Consider the following 22,553-nt stretch of genomic DNA (forward strand, 5'->3'; position numbering starts at 1 on the left):
TGACGGGCGGATGAACCCCGGGACGTTACGATCACGCGCACCGCAGCCGAACCGCCCGACCCAGGAGTGCCGACCTTTGTCCGAACCACGCATCGGCGTATCCATCGTGACCATGGGAGACCGGCCGCAGCAGGTCGAGGCGCTGCTCGCGTCCGTGGCCATGCAGGACGTCCGGCCCACCCGAGTCGTCGTCGTGGGCAACGGCTCACCGCTGCCGGACTTCAGCCGCTTCCCCGGCCTGTCCGATCTGGCGGGCGGAGTCACCACGATCGAGCTCGACGAGAATCTCGGCTGCCCCGGCGGGCGCAACGTGGCGCTGAGCCGGCTGGCCGAGCTCGGCGACGTGGACGTCGTCATCGAGCTGGACGACGACGGACTGCTGGTCGACAGCGGGGTGTTCGGCACGGTCCAGGAGCTGTACGCCGCCGACCCCCGGCTCGGCATCGTCGGATTCCGTATCGCGGACGAGCACGGCGTGACCCAGCGCCGCCACGTGCCCCGGCTGCGCGCCACCGACCCGATGCGGCGCGGCCCGGTCACCGCGTTCCTCGGCGGCGGCCACGCCCTGTCCATGAAGATGCTCGCGGAGACAGGCACCTGGCCCGCCGAGTTCTTCTTCACCCACGAGGAGACGGATCTGTCCTGGCGCGCGCTCGACGCGGGCTGGAAGATCCTCTACGAACCCGGCCTGCTCCTCCAGCACCCGAAGACCTCGCCGGCCCGGCACGCGGTCTACTACCGGATGACGGCCCGCAACCGCGTCTGGCTCGCCCGCCGCAATCTGCCCCTGCCGCTGGTCCCCGCCTACCTGGGCACCTGGACCCTCCTCACCCTCGCCCGGACCCGCTCGCCGAAGGGACTGCGGGCATGGGCGGGCGGCTTCGCCGAGGGAGTGCGGACCCCGTGCGGGCCACGCAGCCCGATGCGCTGGCGCACGGTGTGGCGCATGACGATGCTGGGCCGTCCCCCGGTGATCTGACGCCCCGGCACCGTCGTCACCTCACCGTCCGTCGAATGCTTGGTTTTGTTCACAACAGGACCGGCGCGAGCACCTATTGACATGTGGATGACATTCCGGCGAGAGTCATTGCCGCCAGTGATGCCGGTCACATGACAAGGAGCATTGTCGCCATGTCTGAAATACCCGCAGTCTCACGCCGTCTGGTCCTGGGAGGAACGCTGGCCACGGGGGCACTCGCCGCCGGGATCGGCTCGGCCGGCAGCGCCTCCGCAGCGCCGGCGGCTGCCACCTCCGCACTGGCGGCAGCCGCCGAACCGCGCCGCGCCGCCGGCCAGAAGTCCATGATCAATGTGCCGTTCGAGCCGTACGCGACCGTCCGCGTCGGCGTGATCGGACTCGGCAACCGCGGCTCCGGAATGACGACGGGCTGGTCCGTCGTCCCCGGCTGCACCGTCACGGCGGTGTGTGACATCCGCGCGGACCGCGCGAAGCGCACCGCCGACCAGTTGGTGACCCAGGGCAAGCCGCGCCCGGTGGAGTTCGGCGGCTCCGCCGACTCGTACGCGCAGATGCTCAAGCGCGACGACATCGACCTCGTCTACATCGCGACGCCCTGGGAGTTCCACTACGAGCAGGGCAAGGCCGCGCTGCTCGCCGGCAAGCACGTGGTCGTCGAACTCCCCATCGCCACCGAGCTGGACGAGCTGTGGGACCTCGTGGACACCTCGGAGCGCACCCGCAAGAACCTGATGCTCGCCGAGAACTGCAACTACGGCCGCAACGAGCTGGCCATGCTGAAGATGGCCCACGAGGGCCTGTTCGGCGACATCACCAACGGCCACGGCGGCTATCTGCACGACCTGCGCGCCCTGCTGTTCTCCAACACGTACTACACCGACTCGTGGCGCAGGCTCTGGCACACCCGCTCCACGGCGTCCTTCTACGCCATGCACGGCCTGGCCCCCATCGCGGCGGCCATGGACGTCAACCGCGGCGACCGGATGACCACGCTGAAGGCCACCGCGACCGCGCCCAGGGGACTCGCCGACTACCGGAAGCGCTTCGTCCCCGCGTCGCACCCGTCCTGGAACGAGACGTACATCAACGGCGACCTCGTCAGCTGCGCCATCGAGACGGCGAAGGGCAGGACCATCCGGGCCGAACACGACGTCAGCTCGCCCCGCCCGTACAGCCGGATCAACACCCTGGCCGGGAGCCGCGGCATCTTCGAGGACTACGCAGGCACCTCGACGACCGGCGGACGCATCTACGTGGAGCCGGACCACGGCGGGCACTCCTGGCGCGACTTCGACACGTACCGCAAGGAGTTCGACCACTGGCTCTGGAAGAAGATCGGTGACGACGCCGCGAACAACGGCGGCCACGGCGGCATGGACTACGTCCTGCAGTGGCGCACCATCCAGCTGATGCGGGCCGGGCTGGTCCCCGACATCGACGTGTACGACTCGGCCGTCTGGTGCGCACCCGTTCCCCTGAGTGTCATGTCCCTGGCGAACAAGGGCCGTCCGGTCGCCGTCCCCGACTTCACCCGGGGCTCCTGGGTGAACCTGCGTACGGGCCTGGACTCGCGCGAGACAGACATGCCCCCCGTCGCCTGACGACATCCCCGCCAGGCATCCCGTCGAAGGAGCAGACCATGAGACCCGTCCGACTGATGAACCCGCTCAGAGCCCTGGCCGTGGCTGCGGTCATGCTGGTCCCCGCCCAGGCGGCCACCGCCGCACCGGCCGCACCGGCGGCCTCCGAGGCGAGGACCGAGGTGACCGTCTCGCCCGTCGACCTCGACGGCCCGGTCATCGCGACGGTGGACGTCACCGTGAAGAACACGGGACCGCAGCGCCTGCGTTCACTGAAGGTCGCGTTCGCCGGACCCACCGGGTGGGCGGTCCAGCCGGCCCTGAACAGCGTGGACGGCTCCCTGGCCACGGGGGCATCGGCCACGGCGACCTTCCGCATCCAGGTCCCGGAGAAGCGGGGCGGATTCGTGATCCGTACGTTCACGGCGACCGCGACCTACACGGGCGGGGACGGCCGGGGCTCGGCCACCGGCACCCGCTCGGAGCGCAGCGGCTCGCCGCAGGCGAACCTCGCGGCCGCGTACAACAACGTGGCGATCACCGACGAGTCCGCCACGACGGCCGGGAACTACGACGGCGGGGGCAACAGCTTCTCGGCACAGAAGCTCGCCGAGGTCGGCCTGACGCCGGGAGCGGCCGTCAACGCCCTCGGCGCCACGCTGACCTGGCCCGACGTGCCGGCCGGCACGAAGGACAACGTGGCGAGCTCCGGACAGGCGATCACGCTGAGCGGCAAGGGCGGCAAGCTGGTGTTCCTCGGTTCGGGCGTCACGAGCGCCGCCACGGGCAGCGCCACCGTGTACTACACCGACGGCACGAGCTCCACGGGCTCGTTCGGCTTTCCCAACTGGTCGTTCGACCCGGTCACCGCGCACGGCGCCACCCTGGTCAAGTCGACCGACGGCCGTAACCGTCCCGACGGGTACGGCAACGCGACCGTGAAGTACAGCGTGTTCGCCCACTCGGTCCCGCTGGACCCGTCGAAGACGGTGGAGTTCGTGGTCCTGCCCGCGAACGCCAACGTCCACATCTTCGACATGGCGATCGCACCCTGACCGTCCCGGTGCGGGCATGCGAGAGGGGCGGCGCGGTGCGCCGCCCCTCTCCGCCGTCATGCGTTCCCGCCGACGGTCACCGGCTCACTTCAGCTTCTCCGCGAACAGCCGGGAGCGGCGGCGACCATCTCGGTCTGCTTCTCCCAGGAGATCATGTAGGAGGGCGCCCCGTGCTGGAGCGGTCCGGACAAGGGCTTCGTCCTTCTCGGAGAGGCCGCCTCTGGTGGAAACCGAGGCGGACGGCATCACCGCCGACATGGTGATCACCGAACTCGACCGGCGCGATGTACCGCTGGTCCGGTTCAGCTCCGCCGACATCGGCGAGGACCTCGGCATCCGCTGGTGGAGCCTCCGGGACGGGGTTGGGTATACGCCCAAGGTCGCCAAGGCGGGACACCCACCGAAATCCGTACTAGAATCTGTACAGAATCAAGACTCTATATGGGTACGGTGACAGCATGGAGATCCCCGAGGTCGTGACCGTCAGTGACGCGCGCTCCAGACTGTCGCGGATCCTGATCGAGCTGTCGAAGTCCGGCGCGGATGCCGACCCGGTCCTGATCGGCGCCCACCGCAAGCCCCAGGGCGTCCTCCTGTCCGTCGAGGCCTTCGAGGCACTGAGCGGCCGAGCCGCACGGCGTGCGGCCGTCGCCTCGGCCACCGGCTCCATCGAGGCCGAGGGGCTCCACGCCTCGGAGGAATCCGACCGCGACACTGAGGCGTACGTAAAGGGCGACCTCGACACAGACACCCTTGTCGCCCGCGCGATCGCCCGCCACCGACAGACTTCGGAGCGGCGGGCAGGGTGAACGATCCGTACGCCATGCCTAACGGCGTGCTGCGCAACAAGCTCGGCATCACCGACCATCAAATGCTCGCGGCAGCGGAGGCGGACATCACCCGGGCGCGCCTCGTCATGCTCGCCGAACGCCCCCTGTCCGGTGCGTACGACCTCGGCCATCTTCAGGCGTTCCATGCCGCGATCTTCGGTGACATCTATGCGTGGGCAGGCGAGTTACGCACTGTGAACATCGCCAAGCGCACACCGTTCTGTCCGGCGAGAAACCTGGTGTCCTACGCCGGAGAGGTCTTCGGCCGTCTCACCTCCTCCGGCCATCTGCGGGTTCTCCACCGGCAGGAATTCGTCGTCCAACTCGCCGCGCTGTACGGCAACATGAACGTCCTCCATCCGTTCCGCGAGGGCAACGGCCGCACTCAGCGGGCCTTCCTGTCCCAGCTCAGCACCGACGCGGGCTACGACCTGAACTGGTCGACCCTGGACCCTCAGCTCAACGAGGACGCCTCGGTGAAGAGTTTCCTCGGCGACAACAGCCTGTTGGAGCAGGTGCTCGACGAGCTCATCACCACCGCGGGGTGACGCCTCTGTCTCCCGACCGGCAGGCGCGGCGCCTGCTGTTTGGCACGTGTCAGGTCGAAATAAAGTGCGCCGGCTCCCAGAAACGCGGCGCGCCGAGAACGCCCTGCACGGTCTTCGGTCTGGTTGTCGCGGAGTTGCGCTTCGAATTGGTCGGCTGTTGCAAGCAAGGCCGACCACCTGCTGTAACTCCTGCCGTGCGCCCCGCCGATGGGTACCGCGTACAGCGATCGACTGACGTCGCATCAGGATGACGTGAGCGCAACGCGTGTCGCAGGCATGGAGAATCGGCGAACAGGGCCGCTATGAGCTGATCGAGGAGATCGAGTCCGGCCGTATGGGAACGGTTTGGCGCGGCTACGACGCCGTTCTCGACCGGGAGATCGCGGTCAAGCTCATCCGGCCCGACGACGTCGCAACGCCCGCACAGGCAGAGGAGTTCGCCCGCCCCTACGAACGCGAGGCGCGCGTCACCGCTCGAATCGGGCATCACGGGGTGCCGCAGGTCTTCGACGGGGTACTCGACGGGGTGTCGTACGACCGGCTGTTCCTGGTGATGGAGTACGTGCGCGGGATATCCCTGCCCAGGGTGCTGGCAGGCTCGGAGGACGGAACGGCGGCGCTGTTCCCGGTGACCTGGGCCGCGTCGATCGCGGCGCAGATCTGCACGGTCCTGTCTTACGCGCACGCCATCCCGGTCGTGCACCGCGACCTGAAGCCGGACAACGTCCTGATCGCCTCGGGCGGGACGGTCAAGGTGCTGGACTCGGCGTCGCGAAGCTGCGGCACACGGACGTCACCCGGCTCACGGCCACCGGCAGCCGGATCGGTACCAGCCGGTACATGCCGCCCGAGCAGATCGACGGCGCGCAGATCACACCGCTGAGCGACCTCTACGCGCTCGGCCGCGTGCTGCACGAACTCCTGGCCGGAGAGCTGGTCTTCAGCGGCGACAACGACCACCAATTCCTGCACCAGCACATGGACGTGCCGCCGAAACCGCTGCGCACCCTGCGTCCCGAGGTACCGGAGGACCTGGAAGCACTGACCCTGGACCTGCTGGCCAAGGTGCCCGAGCAGCGTCCGGCCGACGCGTACGCGGTGTACGAACGCCCGTCGCCGCACCTGCCGAAACCGGGATCGGCAGCCGAACCCGTGGCCCTCGCCCACGGCGGCCCCCCTTCTGAAGTTCCCGACCCGACGGTGGTCTACCGACAGCCGAACGCACCCCTGCGGCGGACTGCGACGCCTGCGCCCTCACCCGAGCCGACGGCTCCGGTGCCGGTCCCGGCACGCGGCCGGGGACGCCTCCGAGACCGCTCTCGACCTGCGCCGCAGCATCGGCCTCCTCCTCTTCTCCGAGGGCCGCCGCACCGAGGCCGAATCCGAGGGCCGCCGCACCGAGGCCGAAGGGGTCCTCGACGCCCTCCACGAGGACATGTGCGTACTCCTCGGCGAGGACCACGAGGAGACCCGCGAAATCGCCGATCTCCTCGCCCGGCTGCGCGGCCCGGAGGGACCACGCCCTTACTGACGTCATGCCGGTGCGGTGCACACACCGTCAGGCCTCGTCCTCGTCCTCGGCATCTTCGCTGTGGATGCGCTGAGCCAGAACCCACAGGCTCAGGCCCTCCGACTGGAACCAGCGAGCCGTTCCCTGGTTGGCCACGGGTCGGTCGTCCCAGTCGGCGTCCGCCCACATCTTCGACACCAGCCCGGACGGCGAGTACTGCTGCTCGTCGTACGCCCACAGGATCGGCTTGGTCCGGTGATTGGCCCAGGACGCCTGGCGCCGCCGCTCGTCTTGGACAAGCCACTCTTCCATGGCGTCGCGCTCGGGCTCGTTCAGAGCCACGTACAGGAGGGGGGCTCCGTCCTTGATGACACGGCGGTCGACGAGGAGCGGCACGGTGTTCGGGCGACGAGGCTTGCGCTCCTTCACGGGAGGTGCGGGAACGGCGACGCCATCGGCCAGGTCGCCGAGAACATGCTTTGCGAGCTCCCGGCACGTCTCCGCGGTCTGGAAGGCGGTCCTGATCTGGGGACGTTGCCCGTAGCGAGTGACGATCTGGTGCGTCAGCCTACGCACCAGATCCGGTACCAGGGCGGGAATCTTCTCCAGGACCTCGCTGTCCCAGTCGAAGTCGGGATCATCGATGCTCGTGGCGCCGAGATGCTGAAACAGCAGGTGAGTGACGAGAAAGCCACCGTGCTCAGTGGTCGCGGCCTCACGGCTGTTCTGACCACTGCCCAGTTCGTAGACCGCGCTCCGGGCCGCGCGCAGCGTGAGCACGGAGCGCCACACCTTCTGCGGCGAGGGTTCGCGTTTGAACAGCAGGGTGTGGCTGCCCTTGGGGCCCTGCTCCCAGAGGTTCTCCGTCGAACTGGCGGCCCGGGCGGCCTGTTCCGCATCCGGGTACAGGCACGCGAGTGCGAGAGCCAGTTCGTCCAGTGAACAACCGGTCTCGGGCGCGGCGACCGGCTCGCCACGCTTGATCACGTACTGCTTGCGCAGTTCGGCGCGCAGGTTGGCCTTGATCGCCTGGTGCACAGGTTCCAGCGCGATGTGATCGCGCTGCTCGATGGCGTTCTGCCGGTTCGCCGCCTGGGAGACCTGGACGCCGAATTCCCGGTCTTCATGCGTGTTGATGACCTTGATGCTCAGGGTGGCGTTGGCCGCAGCCTCACCGTCGTCGTGCATGGCCCTGGCGACAGCCCGTACTGTCTGAGCACCGTTCACGATGCTCGCCCCCGTCACGGTGAGAGTGGTCCGCTTGCTCTGCGGGGCCTTGGCACTTTCGTGCTTCGCCGTGAGCGAGTCGCAGATCATGGTGATGCCGTTGTTCAGGTGCCAGAATCTGGTGGGGTCGGAGGTAAGGGTCAGACCGATCTCCGCATTGGTGACGGTGGTCCCAAGCGGGGCCCGGAGATTCTGCTCGAACAGACCGGTACCGTGCGTCTCGTACCACTCAGCGACGCTCTCGGCGGAGACCGTGCCCTGATACGCCTCAAGTGGGCCCTTCTGCTGATACCAGTCATCAAGGCGTACCTCCAGACAGATCGGCTCCGGCCGAAGATCCGCATGGATCTGGTCATGGAAGTCTTTGGCGTACAGCACCTCGACGCTCATGCGGGCGCCATGCTTGTTGAACTCGTCGAGAGCATTGTCGAGAACCTCGCGTGCGGGTGGAGAGGGCTCCACAGCGCCCATCAGCGCGATCACCAGAGTGGCTCTCTCGTTGACAATGAACGGCCTGGCCTCTAGGGCGAGCGCGCCGGCACGCTGGTTGAACTGGTCGTACAACTCGTTCTCGATACGGTTCAGGCCATCCACCATCGCCTTGGCGGCGCCCACGTCGAAGGTCGCCGTGCCCTTGTCGCTCCACTTCGCCTGGATGAGCAGAGCCCGCCGGCTCTCTGGCAGGGGAGCGATGGCGTCCAATCCCTGGTCCGCGATGCCGTCCGTGACGAATCGGGCCGCCTCAGCCACGCTGCACTTGGCCACGCGTCGTACCGCCAGGGCTGCAAGGGCGCGGGAGAGGAAACGCTGTTCGTAACTGTCCCCTCGGAAGTGGGCGATGTCGCTTACGTCTATCACCCCGTCGAATGTCTCGTGCAGTTGCTCGCGGACCTGCGTGACCTGGCGCGGTGTGTCCGCCCCCGAGGTGGCCATGGATGGTTGCCTTCCCACTGGTGGTGTCTTATTGATGGCTTAGGCCCCCGCCGTGATCCCTGAGCCGTTTCCACGCCGGCGGAGGCTGAAATCCACGAACACCAAAGCAACACCAGCCGTGTCGATCGTCGCCTTCACCCAGTCCAAGGCCACTTCGAAAGGCACCCCTCTCGCGCCGAACCAACCGTCGCGTACCAGCTGGGCGAAGTGGGTCGGTACCAGGTGGCGGGTGAGCGCATCCGCGGAAGGGCCTGAAAGACCGGGTTCCGCCGCGGCCGAGATCGCGGCGGCGACCTGGTCGTAGGGGTAGATCGCACCGGAGCTCGTCCGGTGCAGAGCGGCGGTGAAGGGCTCCGGCTCATGAATGCGGAGAAAGAGAGGGTCGTCCAGCAAGCTGTAATCGTCGGCGCTCCGCCGGTCGCGTCTCGGCAGGCGGTGAACACGACCGTGGAACTCGTCCAGACTGTGACGGGCATCAGGCGAGAAGAGCCCGTTCGGGCCGGGACGCACGTAGCGCAGCATGACGAGCGTCCGCGTGTCGACGTGGTAGTAGTAGGCGTCGAGGGAGCCCTCCCGGCCGTCCACCACCGACTGATCGGTTATCGACGTGACCTCGAAGTCATAGCGTCGGTTACCTCCGCGACTCGCGAACGCTTGGACGACGGTCTCACCGATGCCGCTGAACCTCGTCGCTGCCTGCCCGCGGATGTCGTCGAGCATCGGCTGGACAGCAGTCCCGACAAGCCCGCTGACAAAGGTCGCCTCGGCGGCTGTCCTGTCCCAGAGACGTACCTCCGAGAAGTCGCTCCGGCCCAACCCCCCTATCTTGGCGAAGAGCAGAAGAGCGTCACGCTCATCACGCCAGCGGAGTTCCCGCTCACTCCAGCCTTCGGCGTCGTTAAGGAGAGGCATCAGCCTCTGGACTTCGGCCTCGACATCAGGGGAGATCCGCCGGAGATTGGCGAACACGGTGTCTGCGCCGACCGTGACAGGACCGCTTTCCGGTAACGACTTGGAGAGTGCGGTGTCTCGCTCGCCGCCGGCGCACCATAGCCCTGAGACAGGCACCAGGCCTCGAAAGCTTCGCGCACGGGTGACGATGACCTTTCGGTCCCGGTCGGTCTCATGAGCAGGGCGCACGATACCCAGCCCCCAGATCCGCTCCGGTTGCTCCCCGCCACCTCCGTCACCCTGCTGGTCGACAGGAGCAAGCAGGATCGCGAGGTGCGACTTGACCTCGGGCCAGTCACGGCAGGATTGGGAGTAGGACCTTTCCCTGGTGTGGTCGGCATCGAGCAGACGAAGTAAGCCATTGTCAGGGCGCAGAATCGCCAGCCGCGGCGATCGCGCCGAAGACGGGAAATCTGCCTGCCTTGGTTGTGCGAATGTCATCCACTCCCCCGAGCAGCCTGCCACCACGCCGAGGCAGGCTCAGGGGAATGGTAGCGCGTCAGCTCCAGCTTCCGGCTTACGCGTCCCCAGTTCTCGCTGCCCCCGCCGACTCCGTTACGTCTTCTCCCAGTTCCTCAGAGACCAAGCCTACGGACCCACCGATTGCCTGATGCCCGGTCAACGGTGCGCGCAGGTCGTTGTCCCCCGCGTCAAACGGCCCACCCTGGAAATTGCAGCCGTTCCGCTGGTGGAGGGTGCTTTGCGTTCGGGCAAGCCGGACAGTAATGCGCGGAGGATCACCGCATCCCGGTGATCAGGACGAGTGCCCGTAGGGGCCGCGTGGGTGGCTACCTTCGCGGCTACGTTCGCAACTGCGAGGTCCGGTTTGAACCGGTACGGACCGGGATTCGATCAAGCTGCCGACCTGGCAAAAAAGAGCCTCTGACCAATGCGTTCCCTGGTCACAGGCCTTTGGCGGCAGACGAGTCGGGCTGTACGCCGGGTTCTGTCGCCCGGTCGCCTCGCGGCGGCCGGGGAGACGGCCATCCATCTAGGACCGGCATTGCTACCGGTCTCGTGCGGTCTACCCGTGAACTCGGGCGGGCAGCCCTCGAACGTTCACGCAGAGCCGTCTTGCGACGACCCCTCTTGACCTTGCTCCGGGTGGGGTTTACCTAGCCGCCTGAGTCACCTCAGGCGCTGGTGGTCTCTTACACCACCGTTTCACCCTTACCCCGGACCGAGGTCCCGGGCGGTCTGTTTTCTGTGGCACTGTCCCGCGAGTCACCTCGGGTGGCCGTTAGCCACCACCCTGCCCTGTGGAGCCCGGACGTTCCTCGGGAGGATCCGAAGATCCCCACGCGGCCGTCCGCCCGGCTCGTCTGCCGTGCCGCCCATGCTACCCGCCGGACCCGGGGCAGCCGGACGGGGCGTTCAGACGAACGCCCCGGACTCCAGGTCGAAGGAGAAGGGGGCCGGAAGAGAGAGTGCCTAGGACGGCCGCCTGCGTGAGCGGTTCATGCGGCACGGCACCCATGTCACGCCCCTTCCTCGGTCGCTCGCCAGATTGGGACATCGGTCGACCCGCCGCCCGTGAGATGGGACTTCTTCCCCCGATCGTGGCACAGGGCTGCGCGGACTCGCCGGAAGGCGGATCGTTCCCTGTCGCGCTTGACCTTGACGCGGCGGCAAGGTTTCTACTGGGCTCATGCGCATCGGAGAGATCGCCGCGCTCGTCGGAGTCACCTCCCGGGCCATTCGGCACTACCACCACATAGGGCTGCTGCCCGAGCCCGAGCGCCGGGGGAACGGCTACCGGACGTACAGCGTGCGCGATGCCGTGCTCCTGGCCCGCATCCGGCGGCTCACCGAGCTCGGGCTCGGGCTGGACGAGGTACGCGATGTCCTCGCCGACGACGCGGGGCGCGAGCTCGTCGAGGTGCTGGGCGAGCTGGATGCCGATCTGGCCCGCCAGGAGCAGGAGATCCGGGACCGGCGCGGGCGGCTGGCCGCGTTGCTGGAGCGGCCGGTGGGGGCCGGGGAGCCCGTCTCGCCCGAGCTGGCCGAACTGCTCGGGACCTCGTCCCCGCTCTCACCGGCCGCCGCCAAGGACCGCGAGCATCTGGCGCTGCTCGATACCACCGGGATGGGCAGCGAGGGGGTCGCGGCGCTGCGCGCGCTGGCCGACGATCCGGCTGTACTCAGGCTGTACGAGCGGCTGGACGAACTGGCGTCCGCCCCTGCGGACGATCCGCGGATCGCTCCGCTGGCCGCCGACCTGGCCGCCGCGGTGCCCGACGCCGCGCTGGAGTCGGTCCCGGACAGGGGCCCGGTAGTGACGGGCTTCGGCGAGGCGCTGCTCGCCGACTACCCGCCCGCGCAGGCCGAGGTCGTACGCCGGGTGATGACCGCCATGACGGACAGGGTGAAGGGCAGGAGGCGATGAGGGTGCGGGTGGCGCGGATGCTGGCATGGGTGGTGCTGCCCGTGGAACTGCCCCTGCTGGTGTGCCTCGTGGCCGGAGTACGGATACCGGCCACGGTCCTGCTCGGAGCCGAACTGCTGGTGCTCGCCGCCCTGGTCCTGGAGGGCTGGGCGCTGCGGCGGCTCTACGCGGCCGGCCGCCGGGCGGGTTCCGGCCGCCGGGAGGCGCTGCGCGACGGGATGCGTGCCCTGGTCCCCGTACCGGTCCGCAGGCTCCTCGCGCACGAGATACGGGCCCTGTACAGCCTCGCGCTGTGGGTCGTGCGCCGCCGTCACGCCGTGCCCGACGGCGCCCTGGCCGTCCCCTACACCGGGCCGCAGACCGCGATGATGTACGGCCTCGTCTTCGTCTCCGTCATCGAGACGGTGGCGCTCGCGCTGGTGATCCCGTGGCCCGTCGTCCACGCCGTCCTGCTCGTCGTCGACGTGTACGGCGTGCTCCTCGTCCTCGCCCTGCACGCGGCGTGTGTGACCCGGCCGCACGTGATCGGTGCGGACGGTTCGCTCCGTGTCCGGTACGGCGGGCTCTTCGATCTCGTCGTCCCCGCCGCCGCGGTGGCCTCCGCGCGGGTCGACCGGCGCTATCCCGAAGGCAGGCTGGTCCAGCTGAGCCCGGACGGGGTGCTCGACCTCGCGGTGGGCAGCCAGACCACCGTGACCGTGGAACTGACCGCCCCCGTCGGCTTCGTACGTCCACTCGGGAAGCCCGGCCTGGCCCGTACGGTGCGCTTCCACGCCGACGACCCGCGAGCCGCGGTCGCCGCCCTCACGCGGGCGCGAACAGCACCTTCGCCGAACCCGGTTCCGCCTGCATGAGCCGGACCCGCAACCGCTCCCCCAGCGGGAGCCCGGCCGTGGTCCCCTCGATCCGGGCGACGATCGCCGGGTCCTCGATGTGGACGGTTCCGACGGCAGACGCGGGGTCCTTGACGTCGACCACGTACCCGTCGAAGATCTGACCCACCCGGTCCTTGAGCAGCGCCGCCTCCACCAGGTCGACGGATTCGCGCTCCACCGTGTTGGCGCGGCGCGTGCCGTCGGCCATCTCCCTGGGCAACGCGGGAAGCGCCTCCCGCACCCACTGCGGGGTCTCCCGGCCGGCGACCGCCGCGACGCAGAGCTCGGCCGCGTACCGGTCGACGAGCCGGCGCAGCGGGGCCGTGCAGTGCGTGTAGAGGTCGGCGACGGCGGCATGCACGGCGGGTGTGGGCAGCTCACCGTTATCGAAGACCGTGTACCCGGCTCCGCGCAGCAGCGTGGTGCACTCCTGGAGGAACGCCGCGTGGCTGCTCTTCCTCGGATCGAGGGAACGGATGAGCTGGGCGTACGGCACGTGGTGCGGCCAGTCGATGCGCAGGGCCTGCGCGGAGCGCCTCAGCAGCGCGACGGCGCCGTCCGGGGCGATGGGCAGCGTACGCAGGATGCCGGTGCCCGCGTCCGCCATCAGCCGGGCGGCGGCCATGCCGGTGAGCAGGGAGATCTGGGCGTTCCAGCCGTCGGCGGGCAGGGGCGCGCGATAGGCGAGGCCGTACGTGGAGCCCCGCTCGACGATCTCCTGCTCGGGCACGTTCAGTGAGATGCCGCCCCGGGCGACCTCCTGCTCCTCGCGGAGCCTTCCGATGTCCCTGAGCAGGGCCAGGGGCTCCTCGGCCGTACCCGCGTCGATCCGCTGCTGGACCCCCTTGTAGTCGAGCTTCGCCCGGCTGCGCACGAGAGCGCGGCGCACGTCCGTGGTGACCGCGCCGCCCTCCTCGTCGAGGTCGATCTGCCAGAGCACGGCCGGTCTGGTCTCGCCGGGGAGCAGGCTGGCGGCGCCCTCCGAGAGCAGGGGCGGGTGCAGCGGCACCTTGCCGTCGGGGAAGTACAGCGTCGTCACCCGGCGGTGGGCCTCGGCGTCCAGGGCCCCGCCCGGCCGGACGAAGGCGGCGACGTCGGCGATCGCGTACCGGACCCGGTAGCCGTGCGGGCGCCGCTCCAGGTGCATCGCCTGGTCCAGGTCCGTGGACGTGGGCGGGTCGATGGTGAAGAAGGGGAGTTCCGTCGCGTCCTCGTGGGCCGAGAGGTCCGGCGCCCTCGCGGCGTCCTCCGCCTCCGCGAGCACGTCGGGCGGGAACGCGTCGGGGGCGTCGGGCGTCCCGGGCAGCTTCAGCTCGGCGCGCAGGCTGCAGAGGGCCGTACGCAGGGGGGTGTCCGCTGGGCCGGTCACGTGGAGATGGCGGCGGGGCATGTCCCGAGCGTAGGGCGGGGGCGGGGCGGGGGCATCCCGGCCCGTGTGTGGACACTCCGGAGGGCCCCGCCCAACCCACCGCCGGCCAGGTGGACGACCCGGGCACCTCCTCAGCAGCCCGTACCCTTGCAGGGCCCGCTTGCGTACGAAGGAGACCCCGTGCTCGTGCTGTTGCCGCCCTCCGAAGGAAAGGCCGCCTCGGGGCGTGGTGCGCCCCTGAAGGCGGAGGACCTTTCCCTGCCGGGTCTGGCCGCCGCCCGGGAGGCGATCCTCGGAGAGCTCGTCGAGCTGTGCATCGCGGACGAGGAGAAGGCCCGCGACGTCCTCGGGCTGAGCGAGGGGCTGCGCGGCGAGATCGCCAAGAACGCCGAGCTCCGCACGGCGGGGACCCGTCCGGCCGGGAAGATCTACACCGGTGTGCTGTACGACGCGCTGGACCTGGCCTCGCTGGACACCGCGGCCCGCCGGCTGGCCAACAAGTCGCTGCTCGTCTTCTCCGGGCTCTGGGGCGCGGTGCGGGTGGGCGACCGGATTCCTTCGTACCGCTGCTCGATGGGCGTGAAGCTCCCCGGTCTCGGCGCGCTCGGCGCGTACTGGCGGGCCCCGATGGCGGAGGTCATGCCGGAGGCCGCCGGGGACGGGCTCGTGCTGGATCTGCGGTCCTCGGCCTATACCGGCGCGTGGACGCCCAAGGGCGCGGTCGCCGAGCGGACGGCGAGCGTGCGGGTCCTGCAGTCCCAGATGGTGAACGGGGTCGAGAAGCGGTCCGTGGTCAGCCACTTCAACAAGGCCACCAAGGGCCGGATGGTGCGCGAGCTGCTCATGGCGGGCGCCCGGCCGAAGGGCCCCGCGGAGCTGGTGGACGTGTTGCGGGGGCTCGGATTCGTGGTGGAGGCGCAGGCCCCGGAGCGGGCCGGGCGGGCATGGGCGCTCGACGTGGTGGTCACGGAGATCCACTGAGACGTTGCAGCATACGCAACGCTCGTTGCGTGGAGTGTGTCGGCGCGGCAGGATGAGGCCATGACCTCACCTGCTCCTGTCGCCGTGCCCTCCGTCCTGGATCTCGCACCCGTCGTCCCCGTCGTCGTCCTGGAGGACGCGGCGGACGCGGTGCCGCTGGCCAGGGCCCTGGTCGCCGGCGGGCTTCCCGCGATCGAGGTGACGCTGCGGACGACGACGGCGCTCGATGCCATCCGGGCGATCGCGGCCGAGGTCCCGGACGCGGTCGTGGGCGCGGGGACCGTGATCTCCGTACGCGACGTCAGCGACACCATGGCCGCCGGGGCCCGCTTCCTGGTGAGCCCCGGCTGGACGGACACGCTGCTCGACGCCATGAAGGCGTCGGGGGTGCCGTTCCTGCCGGGCGTCTCCACGACCTCCGAGGTGGTCGCGCTGCTGGAGCGCGGGGTCACGGAGATGAAGTTCTTCCCGGCCGAGGCGGCGGGCGGCACCGCCTATCTCAAGGCGCTCTCCGCACCGCTCCCCCAGGCCAGGTTCTGCCCCACGGGCGGCATCTCGCTCGCTTCGGCACCGACGTATCTGGCCCTGCCGAACGTCGGCTGCGTGGGCGGCAGCTGGATGGTGCCGGGCGATGCCGTGGCGGCGAAGGACTGGGACCGGGTGGAGCGACTGGCGCGCGAGGCGTCGGCATTGCGCGGCTGAGGACGCTCAGCGCACGGCCTGGACGGCGTACAGCGCTCCGATGGTGAGGGCCATGGTGCCCAGCAGCAGGCGCAGCGCGGTTTCGGGCAGCCGGGGCTGGAGGCGGGCCCCGAGGTAGCCGCCGCAGAGTCCGCCGAGCCCGCAGGCCAGACCCAGGGTCCAGTCGGGCGCGACGGCGGCGCTCGTCGTCAGGGACAGCAGCGCGTAGGTGGCCGCGCCCACGACGGAGGTCACGAACGTGGCGGCGAGGGCCGCGGGGGCGACCTTGGCGACCGGGACTCCGCGTCCGACCAGGATCGGGCCGAGCAGGGAGCCGCCACCGATCCCGTAGATGCCCCCGGCGACGCCGACGGCCAGCGCGAGCCCGGTCGTGGTGCGGGGCGAGGGCCCGGCCGCGGCGGCATGGTGCGCGGGGCGCAGGGTGCGGGCGCACAGCCAGGCGCCCAGGGGCAGCAGGAGTACGGCGATGAAGAGGCGGAAGACCGCCGGGCCCGGGACGGCGAAGACCCTGATCAGCGCTCCGACGACCACGCCGGGCACCGTGCCGAGGATGAGCAGACGGGTCAGCGGTCCGCGCAGCCGGCCGGCGCGGTGGTGGCGCAGGAGCGCCCCGGGGCCGGCCACCACGTTGTAGAGCAGGTTGGTCGGGGTCACCGCGGGACTCGGCACCCCGAGCACGCTGACCTGGACCGGCAGGAGGAACACCGCGCCGGACACCCCCACCGGGGCGGTCGCCACCGAGATCAGCAGGCCCGCGGCGAAGCCGAGCAGTTCCGTCGGCCAGGCCACGGCTACCGCAGGTGAGAGGTGTCGTTCAGGAGCCGCACGGAGGCGTTGCCGTCGGCGTAGTAGGCCACGGCCGATACGGATGCCGCCGAGAGCTCCATGCGGAACAGGGACTCCGGCGGGGCGCCAAGCGCCAGCCTGACCAGGGTCTTGATCGGGGTGACGTGGGTGACCAGGAGCACGGTACGGCCCTGGTGGCGGGCGATGAGGCGGTCGCGGGCGGCCGAGACGCGCTCGGCGACCTCGGTGAAGCTCTCGCCGCCGCCCGTGGGGGCCACGTCCGGTGAGGCCAGCCAGGCGGTCAGGTCGGAGCCGTACCGCTCGCGCACCTCGGCGAACGTCAGACCCTCCCAGGCGCCGAAGTCCGTCTCGCGCAGGCCGTCGTCGATGCGGACGTCGAGGCCGAGGCGCCCGGCGACCGCGGCCGCCGTCTCGCGGCAGCGGCGCAGCGGTGAGCTGACGATCTCCTGGATGGTGCCCCGGTCGGCGAAGGCCCGCGCGGCGTGTTCGGCCTGCCCCCGGCCGACGGCCGAGAGTTCCGGGTCGGTTCCGCCGCTGCCGGAGAACCGCTTCTCGGGTGTGAGGACGGTCTCCCCGTGCCGCAGCAGGACGAACGTGGCGGGCGCGCCCAGGTCCGGCGCGGCCCCCCATCCGGTCCGGGGAGTGGAGGCGGCGGCCGGCGCGGCCGTCGTACGGGAGGCCATGGCCGCACGCGCCTTCGCCGCTCCGGCCGCGGCGTCGCCGGGCGGGCCGGTGACGGGCGGGAGGTCCAACGGGACCGCGGGGGACGCCGCGTCGAGGGCCGCCGTCGAGGACGAGGGCTCCCACTGCTCGCCCCGCTTGCCCGCGTCCATCGCCTCGTTGGCGAGCCGGTCCGCGTGCTTGTTCTCGGCGCGCGGAATCCACTCGTAGGTGACGGCGGCCGCGGGAAGGACCCGGGCGGCCTCGGCCGCCAGGGGCTTCATGTCGGGGTGCTTGATCTTCCAGCGGCCCGACATCTGCTCGACCACCAGCTTGGAGTCCATCCGGACGTGCACCCGCAGGGCCGCGTCCGACGGGAACAGCGCCTTCGCGGCCCTGAGGCCGGCGATGAGGCCCTTGTACTCGGCCACGTTGTTCGTCGCGACGCCGATGTACTCGGCGGCCTCGGCGAGCGGCTCGCCCGTCTCCGGATCGATGACGACGGCGCCGTAGCCGGCGGGCCCCGGGTTGCCCCGGGAGCCGCCGTCGGCCTCGACGACCAGCTGGTGGGAAGCGGGCATTACAGGCCCGACTCCGAGGTGCGGATCAGGATGCGGTGGCAGTTCTCGCAGCGCAGCACGGTGTCCGGGGACGCCGCCTTCACATCGTTGACCTCGGTGATGTTCAGCTCCAGGCGGCAGCCCTCGCAGCGCCGCTGGTAGAGGCGGGCCGCGCCGACGCCGCCCTGCTGGGCGCGCAGCTTGTCGTACAGCTTGAGGAGGTCGGCGGGCACGGCACCCGCGACGACCTCGCGGTCCTTGGTGAGGGTCGCCGCCTCGGCGTCCAGCTCACGGATCGCAGCGTCGCGGCGGGCGAGGGCGTCGTCGAGCTTCGCCTGGACGGCGGAGACGCGCTCGGTCAGCTCGGTGACCCGCTCCTGGGCGCCTTCGCGGCGCTCCATGATCTCGAGGACGACGTCCTCCAGGTCGCCCTGGCGCTTGGCCAGCGAGACGATCTCGCGCTGGAGGCTCTCCAGGTCCTTGGGCGAGGAGACCGCACCGGAGTCGAGCCGCTGCTGGTCACGTACGGCGCGCTGGCGCACCTGGTCGACGTCCTGCTCCGCCTTGGTCTGCTCGCGGGTGGTGTCGCCCTCCTCGGTCTGGGAGGCGACCAGCAGGTCACGCAGCTGGGCGAGGTCGTTGTTGAGAGCGTCGATCTCGGCGTGCTCGGGCAGCGACCTGGCCTTGTGGGACGCCTGCGACAGACGTACGTCGAGGGCCTGGACTTCGAGGAGTCGGATCTGGTCGGCGGGCGCGGCGTTCAGTTGGGGGCTCCAGAAGAGTGGTGGGTGGTCCAGGGGTCGGTGACCTGCTTCGAGACATGGACCCGCAGGTCCCATCCGTGGCGGTCGGAAATCGCGTCGAGCTGTGCGGCGGCCTGCTCGCACCAGGGCCATTCGGTGGCCCAGTGTGCGGCGTCGACCAGGCCGAGCGGCGAGTGCTGGACGGCCTCGGAGGCCGGGTGGTGGCGCAGGTCGGCGGTGAGGTACGCGTCGACGCCCGCGGCGCGCACGGCGTCGAACAGGCTGTCGCCGGACCCGCCGCTCACGGCGACGGTACGGACGAGCGCGTCCGGGTCGCCCGCGAGCCGGATGCCCTGCGCGGTGGCGGGGAGCCGGGCGGCGGCCCGTGCGGCGAACTCGCGGAGGGTCTCGGGGTGGTCCAGCTCGCAGATCCTGCCGAGACCGCGGTGCCCCCCGGGGTCGGCCGGGTCCGGTACGAGGGGTCCGGTGACGCGCAGGTCGAGGGCGCCGGCGAGGGCGTCCGAGACCCCGGGGTCGGCGGTGTCGGCGTTGGTGTGCGCGACGTGCAGCGCGACGCCGTGGCGGATGAGGCCGTGCACGACCCGGCCCTTGAAGGTGGTGGCCGCGACCGTCGTCGTACCGCGCAGATAGAGCGGGTGGTGGGTGACGATCAGCTGGGCGCCGAGGGTCAGGGCCTCGTCGGCGATGGCCTGGACGGGGTCCACCGCGAACAGCACCCGGTCGACGTGGGCGTCCGGGTCGCCGCAGACGGTGCCGACCGCGTCCCACCCTTCGGCCCGCTCGGGGGGCCAGAGGGCGTCGAGCTCGGCGATGACTTCAGACAGACGGGGCACGGAGGAAAGGCTACCTTCCGTCCGTGCCCCGCAGGCCATGGCTGCCGGGACCCGTGAGGGCGGACCGGCAGCCGGTCACGAATCGTTACTTCACGAGGTCGGCGCGCAGGTCGTCGAGGACCAGGCCCGCGGAGGTGACGCCGAGGCCGAGGTACCAGGTCTCGTCGGAGACGTCCTTGGCCCGGCCTTCCCTGACCGCTTCGAGGTTCTTCCACAGCGGGTTGGCCTGGGCGGTGTCGCGCTTGGTGGCCTTCACGTCGCCGTAGACGCCGGTGAAGATCCAGTCGGCGTCGGCCTCGTCGATCTTCTCCGGGCTGATCTCCGCTGCGAGGTCGTTGATCTGCTGGTTCTTGGGCCGGGGCAGACCGGCGTCCTCGAGGATCGTGCCGATGAAGGACGCCTTGGCGTAGAGGCGGATCCTGTCCGGCAGGTAGCGGACCATGGAGATCGTCGGCTTGTCCGGGCCGATGTCCTCGCCGAGCTTCTTCGCCTTCGCCTCGTAGGCGGCCAGCTCCGTCTCGGCCTTCGCGGTCTTGTCCAGCGCCGCCGCGTTGAGGAGGTAGTTCTCCTTCCAGGTGAAGCCCGGACGGATGGAGAACACGGTCGGCGCGATCTTGGAGAGCTCGTCGTACTTGTCCGCGGCGCGCAGCTGGCTGCCGAGGATCAGGTCCGGCTCCAGGCCCGCGATCGCCTCCAGGTTGAGGTTGTTGATCGTGCCCACGTTCTTCGGGCTGCCCGCGCCCTTCTCCAGGTACGACGGGATGGCCGCGTCGCCTTCCGAAGGAGCGAAACCGACGGGCTTCACACCCAGGGACACCACGTTGTCGAACTCGCCGACGTCCAGGACGACGACGCGCTTGGGCGCCGACTTGAGCTCGGTCTTGCCCATGGCGTGGGTGAGGGTGCGGGGGAACGTCCCGGCCTTGGCGTCGGTGCCGTACTCCGCCGTCTTCTTCGCCGCGTCCCCGAAGTCCTCGCCGCCCGCGGCGACGGCGGCCTTCTTGTCGCCGCCGGCCTCGGTCCTGGCCCCGTCGGTGGACTTCGCGTCGCTCCCGCAGGCCGAGAGGGAAAGGGCGGCAGCCACTGCCAGGCCGACTGCGGCGGTGCCGCGGCGTCGAAGGGACATCACTTGCTCCAGTTGTGGGTCACACAGGCGTTGCTTAGGAATGCCTTACCTTAGCCACGCCCATCACCCCCAGCACAACCACCCCCTGACGCTCAGGCGAATACGGACATCGCCACCCTTATGTGTGAAGGGCGAGGTCTGGCGTTGTTCGGCAGGAAGTGCGAAAACTACTTTCGGTTGCCGGAGGTGATGACTTCATGACTGCCTGTGCCATCGAGGGTGAGACCGCCGGGGCCACCGCCACGGTGGAGCCCCTGCCCGAGGAACCCGGCGAGCCCGGAGAGCCGGCAGCCGCCGTCACGGGTGACGACGCGTCCGGGGACGATCTCCCCGGGGGAACACCGCAGAGCGAGCCGCCCACGCCGGCCGGTCTCCCTGGACCGCCGCCGTTCACGATCACCGCGGACGGTTCGTACGCGGCCCGGCTCACGGCCGCCCCGGGAGCACCCGGTGAGGAGCGGGCCTGGTACCCGGAGCGCTGGACGCTGGACGGGCCCGAGCCGTACGCGGTGCCGCTCCCGCTGAACCAGCCCGAGGAGCCGGACTCCGACGTGGTGCCGCTCGCCGACGGACGGGTCCTCATCCGACGGCTGGTCGCCGGCCGCCATGCCTTCTCGCTGCTCTACCCGACCGGCCCCGGCACGGGTGAACTCCCGCTGGGCGCCGTCGAATGCACCGGCCTGACGTTGCTGCCGCCCTCACCGGACGGCGCCAGTGTCTTCGCCCTGGTCGCCGGTGAACACTCCACCGCCGTCTGGCTGGTGGCGGGCGGCGCGCACGGCCCCGAACACGTCGCCGAGGTCCAGGGGCACTGTTGCGGCGGGGTGTGGCTGGACCGGGCGGGCCGGCTGCTGGCACTGGACCGGCAGCTGCCGGGCGGCGGTCCGGTGAAGGCGGTCGCCGTCGACCTGGAACGGGGCGGCGAGGTGACACCGCTGCTCCAGATCGCGCCGGAGAGCAACGACCGGCTGCTCCTGGCCGACGCGGACAGCGGGCTGCTGCTCATCCGCTCCGACGCCCCGGGCCACGACCGGCTCGGCTGGGGGGTGCTCGGCAGCTGTCTGCCGGTGCGGTTCCCGGAGTGCCTGCGTCCGGCCGATGTCGCGGTGACGCCCTTCGCCGTCCAGCCGGGTCAGATGCTGATGCCGGAGAGCTGTGCGGTGGCGCTGCGGATCGACGGGGCCACGGGCAGCTGGGCGGGGGTGTGGCGTCCGGCGGGCCGCCGGCTGCACCAGCTCGCGGTGCCCGAGGGGTGGCAGGCCGGTTCCGGCTTCTGGAGCCGGGACGGCGTACTGCACCTCCCGTACGCGAATGCCGCGACCCCGTGCTCCGTGGCGCTGCTGGAGGCTCCGCCGGACGAGGACGAGTGCTGCCGGAGCGCCCCGGATCGCCCGGCCGGAAGTGGAGCGGAACCATCCGCGGCTCCCGCGCTTCCTGTGGTGTGTAAGCCGGTTCCCCTGGGGCAGGCGCCTCTTCTGGGGCGCACGCCGCCTGGTTAAATTCTGGGCCTGGGCCACGCAGCCGTACCGGGCGGACGCCGACGGTGACCGCGTCGGATGGCGGTTGCGGGGACGCACACACGTAAGCGATCACAACGGGGTGACTTCCCACATGTCTGAAGCCCGAACCGACACGACCCAGATGCGTCCGCCGGGGGCGGACGCGCAACGGGCCGAAGCCGGCGGCTCCGGAAAGCACCGAGGGGGTGCGTCGATGGAGCACACGGCCGCGCAGCCGCACGGCCGCCACCGCAGGCCCGCCGAGGAGGAATCCAGGGCGGCCTGAGCCGGCGAACAGCGCGACGTGGTGGGCCCGGTACGGCTGAACAGCCGTACCGGGCCCGCCTTTTTCCGTCCCCGCTCCCCTACTCCCTCTTC

21 protein-coding genes, 1 other RNA gene and 1 pseudogene are annotated in these 22,553 nt (G+C 70.4%); 14 read left to right on the top strand and 9 right to left on the bottom strand.

Annotated elements, in window-relative coordinates:
* The first annotated feature begins 76 nt into the window (after positions 1 to 76).
* The 8 genes and pseudogenes from ACFWSK_RS18680 to ACFWSK_RS18715 all read left to right on the top strand — a co-directional run.
* A complete protein-coding gene (locus ACFWSK_RS18680) occupies positions 77 to 979 on the top strand; it encodes a glycosyltransferase family 2 protein (RefSeq protein ID WP_383787137.1) in 903 nt (300 codons plus the stop codon).
* Positions 980 to 1,131: 152 nt separating this feature from the next.
* Positions 1,132 to 2,580 (top strand): Gfo/Idh/MocA family protein, encoded by a 1,449-nt coding sequence (locus ACFWSK_RS18685; RefSeq protein ID WP_383787140.1) that lies wholly within the window; start codon positions 1,132 to 1,134, stop codon positions 2,578 to 2,580.
* A gap of 38 nt (positions 2,581 to 2,618) precedes the next feature.
* Entirely contained in the window at positions 2,619 to 3,614 is a 996-nt protein-coding gene (locus ACFWSK_RS18690) for an NEW3 domain-containing protein (RefSeq protein WP_383787143.1), read from the top strand.
* Between the two features lie 223 nt (positions 3,615 to 3,837).
* Positions 3,838 to 4,068 (top strand): hypothetical protein, encoded by a 231-nt coding sequence (locus tag ACFWSK_RS18695; protein ID WP_383787145.1) that lies wholly within the window; start codon positions 3,838 to 3,840, stop codon positions 4,066 to 4,068.
* Positions 4,069 to 4,072: 4 nt separating this feature from the next.
* Positions 4,073 to 4,423 carry a type II toxin-antitoxin system Phd/YefM family antitoxin gene (locus tag ACFWSK_RS18700; RefSeq protein ID WP_383787148.1) on the top strand — a complete coding sequence of 117 codons (351 nt, stop codon included), beginning with the start codon at positions 4,073 to 4,075 and terminating at the stop codon, positions 4,421 to 4,423.
* Positions 4,424 to 4,437: 14 nt separating this feature from the next.
* Positions 4,438 to 4,992: a Fic/DOC family protein gene (locus ACFWSK_RS18705; RefSeq protein WP_383787151.1), complete on the top strand. Its 555-nt coding sequence runs from the start codon at positions 4,438 to 4,440 to the stop codon at positions 4,990 to 4,992.
* Between the two features lie 265 nt (positions 4,993 to 5,257).
* Positions 5,258 to 5,875, top strand: coding sequence for a serine/threonine-protein kinase (locus ACFWSK_RS18710; RefSeq protein WP_383787154.1), 618 nt, complete (start codon positions 5,258 to 5,260; stop codon positions 5,873 to 5,875).
* Positions 5,815 to 6,018: pseudogene (locus ACFWSK_RS18715) on the top strand (serine/threonine protein kinase); the annotation flags it as partial. The gene ACFWSK_RS18710 and the pseudogene ACFWSK_RS18715, both read left to right, overlap by 61 nt.
* A gap of 532 nt (positions 6,019 to 6,550) precedes the next feature.
* On the opposite strand, the gene ACFWSK_RS18720 reads toward ACFWSK_RS18715, so the two are convergent.
* The 3 genes from ACFWSK_RS18720 to rnpB all read right to left on the bottom strand — a co-directional run bounded on the left by ACFWSK_RS18720 (position 6,551) and on the right by rnpB (position 10,934).
* Positions 6,551 to 8,344, bottom strand: a complete 1,794-nt coding sequence (locus ACFWSK_RS18720; RefSeq protein ID WP_383787156.1) for an AIPR family protein — start codon at positions 8,342 to 8,344, stop codon at positions 6,551 to 6,553.
* Between the two features lie 357 nt (positions 8,345 to 8,701).
* Entirely contained in the window at positions 8,702 to 9,631 is a 930-nt protein-coding gene (locus tag ACFWSK_RS18725; protein ID WP_383787159.1) for a hypothetical protein, read from the bottom strand.
* Positions 9,632 to 10,532: 901 nt separating this feature from the next.
* Positions 10,533 to 10,934: RNase P RNA component class A (rnpB, locus tag ACFWSK_RS18730), an RNA gene on the bottom strand.
* Positions 10,935 to 11,261: 327 nt separating this feature from the next.
* Between rnpB and ACFWSK_RS18735 the strand changes: the two genes are divergently transcribed.
* On the top strand, positions 11,262 to 11,999 hold the full coding sequence (locus tag ACFWSK_RS18735; protein WP_383787162.1) for a MerR family transcriptional regulator: 738 nt from the start codon (positions 11,262 to 11,264) through the stop codon (positions 11,997 to 11,999).
* Complete coding sequence (locus ACFWSK_RS18740) at positions 11,996 to 12,853, top strand: hypothetical protein (RefSeq protein WP_383787165.1); 858 nt, start codon at positions 11,996 to 11,998, stop codon at positions 12,851 to 12,853. The genes ACFWSK_RS18735 and ACFWSK_RS18740 overlap by 4 nt, the downstream gene beginning before the upstream one ends.
* Here ACFWSK_RS18740 and ACFWSK_RS18745 read toward each other — a convergent pair.
* On the bottom strand, positions 12,804 to 14,264 hold the full coding sequence (locus tag ACFWSK_RS18745; RefSeq protein ID WP_383787167.1) for an RNB domain-containing ribonuclease: 1,461 nt from the start codon (positions 14,262 to 14,264) through the stop codon (positions 12,804 to 12,806). The two genes, ACFWSK_RS18740 and ACFWSK_RS18745, sit on opposite strands and share 50 nt — an antisense overlap.
* Positions 14,265 to 14,423: 159 nt before the next feature.
* Between ACFWSK_RS18745 and yaaA the strand changes: the two genes are divergently transcribed.
* On the top strand, positions 14,424 to 15,224 hold the full coding sequence (gene yaaA, locus ACFWSK_RS18750; RefSeq protein WP_383787169.1) for a peroxide stress protein YaaA: 801 nt from the start codon (positions 14,424 to 14,426) through the stop codon (positions 15,222 to 15,224).
* Positions 15,225 to 15,284: 60 nt separating this feature from the next.
* Positions 15,285 to 15,926 carry a bifunctional 4-hydroxy-2-oxoglutarate aldolase/2-dehydro-3-deoxy-phosphogluconate aldolase gene (eda, locus tag ACFWSK_RS18755; protein WP_383787172.1) on the top strand — a complete coding sequence of 214 codons (642 nt, stop codon included), beginning with the start codon at positions 15,285 to 15,287 and terminating at the stop codon, positions 15,924 to 15,926.
* 6 nt (positions 15,927 to 15,932) lie between these two features.
* Here eda and ACFWSK_RS18760 read toward each other — a convergent pair whose 3' ends face one another.
* The 5 genes from ACFWSK_RS18760 to ACFWSK_RS18780 all read right to left on the bottom strand — a co-directional run bounded on the left by ACFWSK_RS18760 (position 15,933) and on the right by ACFWSK_RS18780 (position 20,676).
* Positions 15,933 to 16,715 carry a sulfite exporter TauE/SafE family protein gene (locus ACFWSK_RS18760; RefSeq protein ID WP_383787175.1) on the bottom strand — a complete coding sequence of 261 codons (783 nt, stop codon included), beginning with the start codon at positions 16,713 to 16,715 and terminating at the stop codon, positions 15,933 to 15,935.
* Between the two features lie 2 nt (positions 16,716 to 16,717).
* Positions 16,718 to 17,974: a bifunctional RNase H/acid phosphatase gene (locus tag ACFWSK_RS18765; protein ID WP_383787178.1), complete on the bottom strand. Its 1,257-nt coding sequence runs from the start codon at positions 17,972 to 17,974 to the stop codon at positions 16,718 to 16,720.
* Entirely contained in the window at positions 17,974 to 18,717 is a 744-nt protein-coding gene (locus ACFWSK_RS18770) for a zinc ribbon domain-containing protein (RefSeq protein WP_383787202.1), read from the bottom strand. The genes ACFWSK_RS18765 and ACFWSK_RS18770 overlap by 1 nt, the downstream gene beginning before the upstream one ends.
* Positions 18,714 to 19,550 carry a Nif3-like dinuclear metal center hexameric protein gene (locus ACFWSK_RS18775; RefSeq protein ID WP_383787180.1) on the bottom strand — a complete coding sequence of 279 codons (837 nt, stop codon included), beginning with the start codon at positions 19,548 to 19,550 and terminating at the stop codon, positions 18,714 to 18,716. Before ACFWSK_RS18775 ends, ACFWSK_RS18770 begins: the two co-directional genes overlap by 4 nt.
* 85 nt (positions 19,551 to 19,635) lie before the next feature.
* Positions 19,636 to 20,676, bottom strand: a complete 1,041-nt coding sequence (locus ACFWSK_RS18780; RefSeq protein WP_383787183.1) for an ABC transporter substrate-binding protein — start codon at positions 20,674 to 20,676, stop codon at positions 19,636 to 19,638.
* Positions 20,677 to 20,873: 197 nt separating this feature from the next.
* On the opposite strand from ACFWSK_RS18780, the gene ACFWSK_RS18785 reads away from it, so the two are divergent.
* Both ACFWSK_RS18785 and ACFWSK_RS18790 read left to right on the top strand, forming a co-directional pair.
* Positions 20,874 to 22,175, top strand: coding sequence for a hypothetical protein (locus ACFWSK_RS18785; protein WP_383787186.1), 1,302 nt, complete (start codon positions 20,874 to 20,876; stop codon positions 22,173 to 22,175).
* 112 nt (positions 22,176 to 22,287) lie between these two features.
* Positions 22,288 to 22,461 (top strand): hypothetical protein, encoded by a 174-nt coding sequence (locus tag ACFWSK_RS18790; protein ID WP_383787189.1) that lies wholly within the window; start codon positions 22,288 to 22,290, stop codon positions 22,459 to 22,461.
* The last annotated feature ends 92 nt before the right edge of the window (positions 22,462 to 22,553 follow it).

This window comes from Streptomyces sp. NPDC058620, from assembly GCF_042717135.1.
In the GTDB taxonomy this organism is placed as follows: Bacteria; Actinomycetota; Actinomycetes; order Streptomycetales; family Streptomycetaceae; genus Streptomyces.